Origin of the sequence: Colwellia sp. 12G3 (assembly GCF_002836775.1) — a bacterium.
Taxonomy (GTDB): Bacteria; Pseudomonadota; Gammaproteobacteria; order Enterobacterales; family Alteromonadaceae; genus Colwellia.
Genome location: NZ_PJAQ01000043.1, coordinates 40,500 through 52,650, shown reverse-complemented (window position 1 = coordinate 52,650; position 12,151 = coordinate 40,500). Strand labels below are relative to the sequence as shown.

Below are 12,151 nucleotides of genomic sequence, written 5' to 3'. Positions count from 1 at the left end.
AACCCGACGAGTCGACATAAATAATGGCATTTTGGATAGCAAGTTCACCACATAACCATAACCACACAAAAACACCTAACTTAATGCGTTTGGTGATGTACGCAACCCTACCCGGCGTTATTGCCCAGTGGTACTTTTTTGGTTGGGGTAATTTAATTCATATAGGCCTAGCGATGGCAACGGCGCTTATTTGTGAGTTTACGGTACTGTCTCTACGTAAAAAGCCAATATCGCATGAATTATTTGATGGCAGTGCTTTATTAACCGCCTTATTAATCGGCATTTGTTTACCGGCATTAGCGCCTTGGTGGATTTCAGTTATTGGAACAATGTTTGCTATTGTCATTGTTAAGCAACTTTATGGTGGTCTTGGTCATAACCCATTTAACCCAGCAATGGCTGGGTATGTCGTGTTATTAGTATCTTTCCCTTTGCAAATGACACTGTGGCAACCACCACTCACGTTAGTTGCTGTTGATCTAAACTTTACTAATACGTTAACAACTATTTTAACCGGCTTTACCGTGGAGGGTTACTCAGTAGAGCAAGTACGCACCAGTATTGACGGTTTTACTATGGCAACACCGCTTGATACCCTAAAAACCAACACAGGCTTAGGTTTAACGGTATTGGAAAGTATTAAGAATCCCGTTTTTGGAGATAACTTTGCTTTAGGTTGGGAGTGGGTAAATGCTGGATTTTTATTAGGCGGTCTATTTCTCATTGCCAAAAAAGCCATTGCTTGGCAAACACCTATTAGTTTTCTAATAAGCTTGTTTATCTGCTCTTTTATTAGCTATAGCCTCAGTCCAGATAGTAGCGCTTCAACTATGTTCCACTGGTTTTCTGGTGCGACTATGCTAGGGGCATTTTTTATTCTAACAGACCCAGTAACTGGAGCTACCAGCAATAAAGGTCGTATCATTGTAGGCTTACTGGCTGGCTTACTAGTTTACTTAATCCGTACTTCAGGTGGTTTCCCTGATGGTGTCGCTTTTGCTATTTTACTCTGTAACATGTCTGCGCCGCTAATAGATCAATACACTCGCCCAAGAACCTATGGTCACCTAAAGGGGGATAAGTGATGTCTGATAAAATTGACGCTGAACAAGATATTCATATTGAAAAAAATGACGATATTAGTGGTGAAAGTAATAATAACAATGGCGAAGATAAAGCGGTAAAGTCGCCACTGACTATTGCTGTTTCTAAAAACACCAAAATTCTTGCGCTCTTTGCCATTGCTTGTACTTTGGCCGTTAGCCTAGTCAGTGAACTCACTAAAGACCGAATAAAAATTCAAGAACAGCAGCAGTTATTAAGAACATTGCATAGCATTATTGAACCGAGTCGTTACGACAACGACATTGCTAATGATTGTATAATGATGAGTGCACCAGAGCTGGGCTCAAATAAAGTGAAAACAGCCTATATCGCTAGAAAGTCTGGCCAAGTAGTTGCCGTTGCTATGACCAGTACCTCGCCAAGTGGTTACAATGGTAATATAGACTTTATTATGGCTATCAACATTGATGGCAGTGTTAACGGGGTTCGAGTACTTAAGCATCAAGAAACACCTGGTCTAGGTGACAAAATTGAAATTAGAAAAAGTGACTGGATAACCAGCTTTACCGGAAAACGAATGCTATCAGAAGATGATAGTCGTTGGGCGGTAAGCAAAGATAACGGTATGTTTGATCAATTTACCGGCGCAACCATTACACCACGAGCGGTAGTAAAAGGCGTTAAAAGCACACTGAATTACTTTACTGAGAATAAAGCGAGATTATTAGCTCGCCCTAATGCTTGTGTCGAAACCGCTTTTACATCAACACTAGCATCTACAAAGACACACCCAATTAACGAGGCTGCTAATGAGCAATGAAATAGCACCACAAAACAGTGATGAAACTGATATTGCTGACAACGCTAATGATTTGGCGATAGCTGCCGCAGCCCATAAAGCTGAACGTAAGGCAGAATATAAAGAATTAGCTGTACAAGGGTTATGGAAAAACAATCCCGGTTTAGTACAGTTACTTGGCTTATGCCCCTTACTGGCCGTAACTTCAACCGTTACTAACGCCTTAGGTCTTGGCTTAGCGACAATGCTGGTACTTATTTGCTCGAATATTACCGTATCAGCAATCCGTCATTGGGTTCCTAAAGAAATTCGTATACCTATCTTTGTTTTAATCATTGCCGCCTTTGTAACCTGTGTACAATTGCTGATGAATGCCTTTGCTTATGGTATTTATCAATCTTTAGGTATTTTCCTGCCATTAATCGTGACTAACTGCGCCATTATAGGCAGGGCTGAAGCTTACGCATCAAAAAACCCTGTTAAACAATCAGCCTTCGATGGATTAATGATGGGACTTGGTTTCGCCATTATCTTACTTTTGTTAGGCGCAATAAGAGAAATACTCGGACAAGGGACACTTTTTGATGGTGCCAATTTATTATTTGGTGAATGGGCAAGCGTACTTCGCGTTGAAGTAATGCAACTTGATAGCCAATTCTTATTAGCTATTTTACCACCGGGAGCCTTTATTGCGATGGGTATTTTAATTGCCCTTAAAAATGCTATTGATAACTATTTAAAAGCCAGAAAAGTGGTCGATACTGAGCAAGTTATTGAAAGAGTACGTGTTAACTTCGACTCTTAACCGCCAATATTGCTACTATTAAGCCTATTATCGATAACATTTTTATCGATAATAGGCTTAATGATAACGTAATTAATGGTTAATTATGCCAGCAAACGTCCCGCTCCATCTGACACTTTACACCTGATAAGCGATAGAAGAGTAGAGCCATGAATAAAGAAAAACGCATAAAAATGTTAACGCGGCTTCGCGATGAAAACCCTAATCCAGTTACTGAGCTAAACTACTCTAGCCCCTTTGAATTACTCATTGCCGTCTTATTATCAGCGCAAGCTACTGATGTTGGTGTTAACAAAGCCACTGATAAACTCTATCCAGTAGCCAATACACCGCAAGCAATTTTGAACCTAGGACTTGATGGATTAAAAGGATATATCAAGACGATTGGCTTATTCAATACCAAAGCAGTGAATACCATTAAAACGTGTCAAATGTTAGTTGATTTACATGGTGGTGAAGTACCCGAAAATAGAGCGGCATTAGAAGCATTGCCGGGTGTAGGACGTAAAACAGCTAACGTCGTGTTAAACACAGCTTTTGGTTGGTTAAAGGATAATGAAGGTAATTATTTTTTAGCGGTAGATACCCATATATATAGACTTGCTAACCGAACAAAATATGCACCCGGTAAAACGGTTGACCACGTTGAAGCAAATATAATAAAACTAACACCTCGAAAAACAGAGTTTATGTTTAACTTGCACCATTGGTTCATATTGCATGGCCGTTACACATGTACTGCAAAGAAACCCAAATGTGGCTCTTGTATCATTGAAGATTTATGTGAATACGCTTCAAAAGAAGACTAATAAGATAAAATCAGCTGATTAATTTTAAAAATCAAGGGTTGGAATAGCACTAAAAAAGCAAATATTGCATCAATATAGTAGACTGTATCTTACCCCACTAAGTTATTAATAAAACGTTACCAAACGTGACAACTCTATTGGTATTGTTAAGTTATCTAAAAGTATTTTTAATATCTATAATTTCATTGTCTATGCTAAAGTCTTAAATTTATTAATAAGATACCGATAGATGTTTAACTATATAAAAAGGACTCTTCAGCATGCTGTTAAATAAACGACACTCCATTCAAAAGAAAGTTACTTTATTATTTGTTAGTATTGTTTTGCTCTGTGCTATTGGTTTTGGCGTGCTAACCGCGCGTACTTTATCATCATTATCTCATGAGCAAATATTGTCGACTAAAAAATTATTGCAAAACTCTGTACTTGAATCCATGAATGACGCAGGAAAATTGTCCGGTGAACGCATTAGCAAACTACTTAAACAAAGTTTTTCACCCGCGCTAATTTTAGCTGAAACCTTATCTAAAACAGCCTACCCAAGTACACCTTTCAGTAGAGATGTAGTAAAAAGCTTAAGTCGTTTCACGTTAGATGCAACGCCTACTATCAGTTCGCTTTACGCTCAGTTTGAAGCAGACGGTTACGATGGTCTTGATAGTACCTTTGTTGATTTTCCACAACACTCAACGCCAACAGGCTCCTTAGAAATCTATTGGATCAAGGAGAATGGGCAAGCCGTATTTTACCCTACAGACAATGCAGAAGATAAATATATTAGTACAAAAGACGATAATGGTATTCGTACCGCTGAGTTTTACTTATGCAGTAAAGATTCCCTAAAGCCTTGCGCGCTTGATCCCTACTTGTATGAAATAGAGCCTGGTCGTAAAGAGTTAATGACGACACTATCTGCGCCAGTGATTGTATCAAACCAATTTAAAGGAATGGTCGGTGTTGATATTAATTTACCTGTCGTACAAAAGTGGATCACTGAACAGTCTAAATTATTATTTGATGGTAATGCATCCATCAGTTTATTCAGTCAAAAGAATTTACTAATTGCTTCAAGTAGTTACCCTGAAAAATTATCTAAAAAAGCCAGTGATGTAAACCCGAAATTTTCAACCCTATTGAGCAATTCTAACAACTCAATTATCTCTGACTCTGACTGGCATGTTAAAGTACCTGTCTTTATCAGTGAAGCAAATGTGACTTGGACACTGCTTGTTTCTGTTCCTGAAAAAATAGCATTAGCTTCAGTCTTAAAAATGACAGAAAAAGCGAATGAGTCCTATAATAATGCACTCACTGAGCTTCTATTCTTTTCTCTATTGTTCTTACTAGCCGCATTATTCTTTGCTATTTGGCTTGCTAAGTCGATAACTTCGCCTATAAAACTACTTTCTTCTGCAATTCAAGAGTTAGCAGACCGTGAAGGTGACCTAACTCAAAAAGTAAAGGTTGAAAGTCATGAAGAATTAATACTCTTGGCTAATGGTTTTAATAAATTTATTAATAAGTTGGCTGAAATGATTGGCTCATCTAAAGTTTTCTCCAATGAGCTAGCGAGTAAGTTTGGGGAATTAGAAAATATTGCTCATGACGTTGAAAGTGATACTCAAGCGCAACAAATTAATTTAGACAGTATAGCCACTGCAATGACCGAGATGGCGGCTGCCTCAAGTGAAGTTGCAAAGCTTGCCGTAGAAACTGCCAATGGTGGAAAACATGCCAATGCCCTTCTACAAGAAACTCAGGATATCTTAGAGGGTAGTGTACAAAACGTGCAGCTTCTTGAAAAAAACATAGCATTAACGAGTGAACAAATATCACAAGTTGCTGCCCATAGTTCTGATATAACCGGTATTGTTGAAACAATTCGGTCCATTGCAGATCAAACCAACTTACTGGCATTAAATGCTGCCATTGAGGCAGCGAGAGCAGGAGAGCAAGGTCGAGGTTTCGCCGTTGTTGCTGACGAGGTTAGGAACTTAGCCGCTAGAACTCAAACATCGACTCAAGATATCAGTAATTTAATCGGAAATTTACAAATCGATGTCAATAAAGCCGTTGAAACACTGGCTGCAAACAAAGACTCGATTACAAGTACTGTCGATAAAACAAGTATCAGCTTTGAGCGTCTTTCACAAACAATGGAAAGCATCAAAGTGATGAGCGAAAGTACTGAGCAGGTCGCTACTGCAGCCGAAGAGCAAAGCCATGTAGCAGAGGATATAAATATTCGATTAGTCTCCGTTTCCGATAGTAGTACAGGCTTAGCTGAATTAGGGCGTAAATTACAAGAAAACAGCGCTCATTCTAAAGGGATTGTTGAACAGATTGAAGTGGAGCTAAGTCGACTGAAATGCTAATACTTATAAAGCTAATAAATTTAAACTTAATATTCCCCAATAACTACGCTAACAAAAAGAGAGCTTTATGAAGTTTTTACATACCATGGTACGTGTACGTGATTTAGCCCAATCATTAGATTTTTATATCAATAAACTTGGCTTAATAGAAACACGACGTAGTGAAGTACCTGCTGGAAGATTCACCTTAGTTTACTTAGCGACTGAAATAGGTGGTCCTGAAGTTGAACTCACTCACAACTGGGGTTCAACTGAAGATTACTCTGCTGGGCGCAGCTTCGGTCACTTAGCGTTTGAAGTTGATAACATTTATCACACCTGTCAAAAACTCCAAGACGCTGGCGTTATCATAAACAGACCGCCTCGCTGTGGTCATATGGCCTTTGTTAATTCACCTGATGGTATCGCAATCGAGTTATTACAAAAAGATGGTTCACTAGCGCCACAAGAGCCATGGTTAAGTATGGAAAATAGTGGCACTTGGTAAACCACAGAGTCACACTTTGATAACGCAAAAAAAGCCCGCTACTGATAAACATCAATAGCGGGCTTTTATTTATACTTTTACGATTTCAACTCAGCAAATAACTACTGCTGTAAAGCTTCTTTCAATGCAGCCAAGCACAAGGTGACATTTTCGTTTCTTGCGGCATAGCCCATCAACCCTATACGCCATGCTTTGCCTGCGAAAGCACCTAAACCTGCACCAATCTCTAAGTTATATTCATTAAGTAAAAACTGTCTAACTTTTGCATCATCAATACCTTCTGGAATATAAACGGCATTAAGTTGCGGTAACCGTTCAGCTTCGGGCACAATAAAATCTAAACCTAAATCACGTAAGCCAACACTTAATTTCTCGTGCATGGTTTTATGTCGAGCCCAGCTATTTTCTAAGCCTTCATTTTGCAACATCACTAATGATTCATGTAAGGCATATAAAGAGTTAACCGGTGCAGTATGATGATAACTACGCTTACCTTCTCCCGACCAATAGCCCATCACAAGCGTTTGATCCAAAAACCAACTTTGCACCGCAATACCACGATTTTGAATAACCTCAGCGGCTTTATCACTAAAACTTACCGGTGATAAACCAGGTACACAAGATAAACACTTTTGACTACCCGAATATACGGCATCAATTTGCCATTCATCAACACGCAGTTCAACACCACCAAGGGAAGTTACCGCATCAACAATTGTTAAACAGCCGTGTTTCTTGGCGATAGCACACAAAGTTTTCGCATCTGATAACGCCCCGGTTGATGTTTCCGCATGAACAAAGGCAACAAAGTTTGCTTGTGGGTTTGCTTGAAGTGCTGCTTCCAATGTTTTGGGATCAACCGCTCTACCCCATTCCCCCTCAACAGCCACCAATTTGGCACCAATACGTTTTACGTTTTCAATCATACGCATACCAAATACACCGTTAACACAAACAACCACGGTATCACTTGGGGTGATTAAGTTAACAAAACATGCTTCCATGCCCGCAGACCCTGGAGCAGAGACCGCCATAGTGAACTTGTTTTTAGTTTGAAATGCATATTGCAGTAACTCTTTCACTTCATCCATCATGGCAACAAAACAAGGGTCTAGATGCCCTATAGTTGGCCTTGCTAAGGCAGATAAAACACGAGGACTAACATCTGATGGACCCGGTCCCATCAAAGTACGTTGTGGTGGAAAAAAAGATTGAATTGTCATGTGAGCCTCTTACAAAAGTAGGGATAAAATAATCCGAAACTTTATCATGCTTTAAATCTCACCATAAGTAGAATTAATTACCATTATCCTAGTTATTCACTTGATCAATACCACCTGTTTACAATCGGCTTGATACAACCCGATTACTTTATCTTTACAGGCTTTTGCAAGTTAGCAACATACTGTTATGATACCGCCACTATTTATCACCTCCTAAGACCACATGGCCCTTAAAGCAACTATATACAAAGCCAATATCGAACTTGCCGATATGGATCGTAATTATTACGACAGCTTGCAACTTACCATTGCTCAACACCCTTCAGAAACACCGCAACGATTGATGATACGTATCATTGCCTACATCCTTAATGCCCACGAAGATTTACAGTTTGGAAAAGGCGTTAGTGATGAAAGTGAAGCGGTTATTTGGCAAATTAATTACAGCGATGAAATAAACCTGTGGATTGAACTGGGTCAGTTAGATGAAAAACGTCTCAAAAAAGCCTGTAACCAAGCAAAAGCAGTAAAGCTTTATTGTTACGGTAGTAGCGTAAATACTTGGTGGTCTCAAGCGGAACAAAATCTGAAAAAACTTGAGCGACTAAGCATAGAACAATTCGACACAAGTACCTGTGAAGCATTGGTTAAACTACTTAGCCGTAATATGGAATTTCAGTGCAGCATTCAAGATGGTCAATTATGGTTAACTTCAGGTGAAGAAACATTATTAATTGAAACAACAAAACTCAAGTAAAAGGCCTTCCCTTCAGGACAAATAAAATGACTAAAAAACGATTAAAATCAGTAGCGTTGGCAACTTCACTTACGCTACTAGCGCTAGCCTGCTTATCTTTATCAAGTTGTAGCAATATTGACTTAGGCCTCGACAGTGAAACGTCTAACGCTACTGTAGATGATAAAAAAAGTACCGCTACTACTATTGATAACACCATTACTTTAGAGCAAATTACTGAAGATGTTAGCTACTTAGCCAGTGATGAACTTAAAGGCCGTGATAACTTTACCCTTGATATCCGCCATGCTGCTGACTTTATCGCTAAGCGTTTTAATGAAGTAGGTCTTACGACAGCAAAGAGTGCCCCCAACTTTAAACAGCAATATTCAGTACAACGAATTACCCCTAATACCCTTACTGTTGAAATAAATGGCCAAGCAATTTCAAGTGAATTGTTATCCATGGCAACAACAAAAACTGAGTTTTCATGGCATAGTAATGCTCAGGAAAATAATCAGCCTGTAAATATGGTTATGATTGGTGAAGACGACAACATGCGTAAATCGCTGCGTGAGTTAAATAACCAAGGTGGTCAACATTTAGTATTACTTCACCCAAAACATGAAGAAAGCTTTAAGCGCTATCAAAGTTACTTTGCTCAAGGCTTAACTAAACTCGTTACCAAAAATGCTACAGAGCAAGGTGGCGTTATTGTTATGGCGTTAACTGACATTAGCAAAGCAAAAACATTTAGCGTCAAAGGCAACGCCACGGTTACAGACACAACCTTAAGTAATGTAGTGGGTATTTTACCTGGTAAAAGCAGAGCTAACGAGGTTGTACTTTACTCAGCTCATTATGATCATTTAGGCATTAAACCGAGTATTGATGATACGTCTAATAGTCAATCACAAACACCAACTGAAATTTATAATGGTGCTGATGATGATGCTTCTGGTGTTTCAGCCATTATCAATTTAGCCAATCACTTTGCTCAAATGGGCAATAATGAAAGAACATTAATGTTTGCCGCTTTTAGTGCCGAAGAGATTGGTGGTTTTGGCTCTCGTCATTTTTCTACTCATGTAGAGCCAACAAGCATAACAGCCATGATTAACATTGAGATGATCGGTAAACCCGCCATGTTTGGTGATGGTACTGTTTGGATGACGGGTATGGATCGTTCAAATCTAGGTGAGCAACTAAACCAAGCATTAGCACCACAGAACCTAAAAGTTTATGCTGACCCCTACCCTAAACAAAACTTATTCTATCGTTCAGATAATGCAACGTTAGCAAGATTAGGTGTACCGGCTCATAGCTTTAGTAGTACGCAACTCGATAAAGACCAACATTACCATCAAGTGACCGATGACATTAATAGCTTGAACTTACCTTCAATGTTACAAGTGATAAAAATGCTAGCAATAGCAACCACACCATTGGTTGATGGTTCTATTACGCCATCACGTATTGACCCGAACAAAGTAAAACGTAACGGCCTTATCTACTAGGCTTATTTATTAGAGATGTTACTCAGTTCATTTAGTTAAGCATGACTAAATACGAAAATAATGATTGTCGCTGACAAGCTAAAATTAATCAGCTAAGCGGCAATCACCTCTAATGGACAACGTAATTGATATTCCAAACGATTTTTCTTCTCCACTTGAAATCCGTGACGCAAATACAATCCTCTAGCGGGGTTTTTCAATAAAACATTTAGGGTGATCGGTAAGCATAACTGTAAAGCACGCTTTTTTACTACCTTAATAACCTTACTACCGATACCTTTTCCTTGATATTTTGGCATAATTTGTATCTGCCGAATATGTAAGCTTTTATGCGTATTATTAAGCGCAACAACCCCCATTTTCACTAAGCCGATAGGTTTACGGTCCGCTAAAATTATATGGCTCTCATAAAAATGTTCTTTAATTCGAACTAAGTGCTGCTCATCGGTCATACGAATACCTGCCGCGAGCAAATGCTGAGTCATGGTTTTTCTCCGCAACTCTAACAAAAAATCGATGTCTTCATTCTTAACTTTTCGAAAGCCAACGGTAAATTTCATTTACTGGGTTTCCATGGTCGCTTGGATCTAATGATATAACTCAGTTTACTTCTTTTTACCGATTCACAAAACCTGTTGGTCGTAATTTTAGAACAATCTGTCGAGCATTCATTGAATTAGCTACATACATTAAGGCAAACTAGGGATAATGTGAATCAGATGAGAAATATATGTCATTTAAAAAGTCCCTATTAGTCGTTGCTGTTGCCGCGGCTTTACTAAGCGCTTGTTCAGAAGATAAAGCAGCACCACAAAATAACCAACACATAGCAGCCACAGCTGATGAAACAGCGGTTAGCGTAAAGACAGCTTCAGAGCAAGCCAATGCGTTGTTTGATAACATTTTTAACCAAGAAGTTGATCGTGACCCTTCATGGCAAACCTATTTAGGCATAAAAAAAGATTACGACAAGTGGAATGATCTTTCACAAGAAAATGAAGAAAAAGAACTCGCTTTCGCTAAAAATAATTTAGCTTTAATACAAGCTATTGATGTTAATACGCTTGATGAACAAACTCAAATTAGCCACAGTTTATACATGCAAACATTCGAAAACCGTATCGAAGATTATAAATGGCGTTTTCATAATTACCCTGTTAATCAAATGTTTGGTACACATTCACAAATACCCGCCTTTTTGATTAATCAGCACTCTATTAGTGATATAAAAGAAGCACAAGATTATATTGCCCGTGTTCACGGTGCTAAAAAATTACTAGAGCAGCTTGTTGAGCAACTTAAACTGCGTGAAATGAAAGGTATTATTGCACCTAAGTTTGTCTTTCCTCACGTTATTAGAGACTCAAAAAACATTCTGGTCGGCGCCCCCTTTGATAATTCATCTAACAGTACTATTTTTGGCGATTTCACCCACAAGGTTGATAAACTTAACATTACCGATGAAGAAAAATCGGTCTTAATTATTGATATAAAAACAGCACTAATCGACAGTTTGAAACCAGGTTACGAACAATTAATTACTTATTTAACAACACTTGAGACAAAAGCAGACACCCGCGATGGTGCATGGAAGTTTCCTGACGGTGAAGCCTTTTACAATAATGCTTTAAAACGCACCACCACAACTAATTTAACCGCAGATCAAATTCATACTCTTGGCTTAAGTGAAGTGTCACGTATCCATAATGAAATGCTTGTCATCCAGAAAGCCGTTGGTTTTGAAGGAAATCTTAATGACTTTTTTGATTTTATGCGTAACGACAAACAGTTTTATTACCCAGCTAGCGATGAAGGGAAACAGCGTTATTTAGATGAAGCCGTAGCACTTATCGATGATATGGAAGGCCGCTTAGACAGCTTATTTTTAACCAAGCCAAAAGCGACATTAAAAGTTAAAGCTGTTGAAGGTTTCAGAGAAAAATCAGCCGGAAAAGCGTTTTATGAAAGCCCGGCTCCAGATGGCTCTCGTCCGGGAATTTACTACGCCAACCTCTATGACATGGCAGCTATGCCTTCTTATCAAATGGCAGCATTAGCCTACCATGAAGGTATTCCTGGTCATCACATGCAATTGGCAATCCAACAAGAATTAACGGGCATCCCAAAGTTCCGTAAATTTGGTGGATATACCGCTCATACTGAAGTCTAAGCCTCGAAATATATACACAATACTTACCAGAGACTTCGCCTTACGCGTAGGTCACTAAAGATCCCCCTCTCCAACAACCAATTAAACCGTTACCCAGTTTTTGTCTTTGTCGTACACGTAAAAGGCTGAACATTAATTTACATACTTTTGACTACACATAATGCT

10 protein-coding genes and 1 pseudogene are annotated in these 12,151 nt (G+C 38.8%); 9 read left to right on the top strand and 2 right to left on the bottom strand.

Features of this window, described 5'->3' with window-relative positions; all coding sequences use genetic code 11:
* Positions 1 to 23 precede the first annotated feature (23 nt).
* The 6 genes from rsxD (at position 24) to CXF71_RS10355 (ending at position 6,340) form a co-directional block, all read left to right on the top strand.
* Entirely contained in the window at positions 24 to 1,085 is a 1,062-nt protein-coding gene (gene rsxD / locus CXF71_RS10380) for an electron transport complex subunit RsxD (protein WP_101232887.1), read from the top strand.
* The gene (gene rsxG / locus CXF71_RS10375) at positions 1,085 to 1,885 is read left to right on the top strand and encodes an electron transport complex subunit RsxG (protein ID WP_101232886.1); all 801 of its coding nucleotides are present in this window, start codon (positions 1,085 to 1,087) and stop codon (positions 1,883 to 1,885) included. Before rsxD ends, rsxG begins: the two co-directional genes overlap by 1 nt.
* Complete coding sequence (locus CXF71_RS10370) at positions 1,875 to 2,669, top strand: electron transport complex subunit E (RefSeq protein ID WP_232771443.1); 795 nt, start codon at positions 1,875 to 1,877, stop codon at positions 2,667 to 2,669. Before rsxG ends, CXF71_RS10370 begins: the two co-directional genes overlap by 11 nt.
* Before the next feature lie 149 nt (positions 2,670 to 2,818).
* Positions 2,819 to 3,478: an endonuclease III gene (gene nth / locus CXF71_RS10365; RefSeq protein ID WP_101232885.1), complete on the top strand. Its 660-nt coding sequence runs from the start codon at positions 2,819 to 2,821 to the stop codon at positions 3,476 to 3,478.
* 260 nt (positions 3,479 to 3,738) lie between these two features.
* Positions 3,739 to 5,853: a methyl-accepting chemotaxis protein gene (locus tag CXF71_RS10360; RefSeq protein ID WP_101232884.1), complete on the top strand. Its 2,115-nt coding sequence runs from the start codon at positions 3,739 to 3,741 to the stop codon at positions 5,851 to 5,853.
* A gap of 67 nt (positions 5,854 to 5,920) precedes the next feature.
* The gene (locus CXF71_RS10355; RefSeq protein WP_101232883.1) at positions 5,921 to 6,340 is read left to right on the top strand and encodes a VOC family protein; all 420 of its coding nucleotides are present in this window, start codon (positions 5,921 to 5,923) and stop codon (positions 6,338 to 6,340) included.
* A gap of 101 nt (positions 6,341 to 6,441) precedes the next feature.
* Here CXF71_RS10355 and CXF71_RS10350 read toward each other — a convergent pair whose 3' ends face one another.
* Entirely contained in the window at positions 6,442 to 7,563 is a 1,122-nt protein-coding gene (locus CXF71_RS10350) for a pyridoxal-phosphate-dependent aminotransferase family protein (RefSeq protein ID WP_101232882.1), read from the bottom strand.
* A gap of 223 nt (positions 7,564 to 7,786) precedes the next feature.
* On the opposite strand from CXF71_RS10350, the gene CXF71_RS10345 reads away from it, so the two are divergent.
* Both CXF71_RS10345 and CXF71_RS10340 read left to right on the top strand, forming a co-directional pair.
* Positions 7,787 to 8,320: a YaeQ family protein gene (locus tag CXF71_RS10345; protein WP_101232881.1), complete on the top strand. Its 534-nt coding sequence runs from the start codon at positions 7,787 to 7,789 to the stop codon at positions 8,318 to 8,320.
* Positions 8,321 to 8,346: 26 nt separating this feature from the next.
* Positions 8,347 to 9,816 (top strand): M28 family peptidase, encoded by a 1,470-nt coding sequence (locus tag CXF71_RS10340; RefSeq protein WP_101232880.1) that lies wholly within the window; start codon positions 8,347 to 8,349, stop codon positions 9,814 to 9,816.
* A gap of 92 nt (positions 9,817 to 9,908) precedes the next feature.
* On the opposite strand, the gene CXF71_RS10335 is transcribed toward CXF71_RS10340, so the two are convergent.
* Complete coding sequence (locus CXF71_RS10335; RefSeq protein ID WP_101232879.1) at positions 9,909 to 10,376, bottom strand: GNAT family N-acetyltransferase; 468 nt, start codon at positions 10,374 to 10,376, stop codon at positions 9,909 to 9,911.
* A gap of 170 nt (positions 10,377 to 10,546) precedes the next feature.
* On the opposite strand from CXF71_RS10335, the pseudogene CXF71_RS10330 reads away from it, so the two are divergent.
* Positions 10,547 to 11,980, top strand: a pseudogene (locus CXF71_RS10330) (DUF885 domain-containing protein); the annotation flags it as partial.
* Between the last annotated feature and the right edge of the window lie 171 nt (positions 11,981 to 12,151).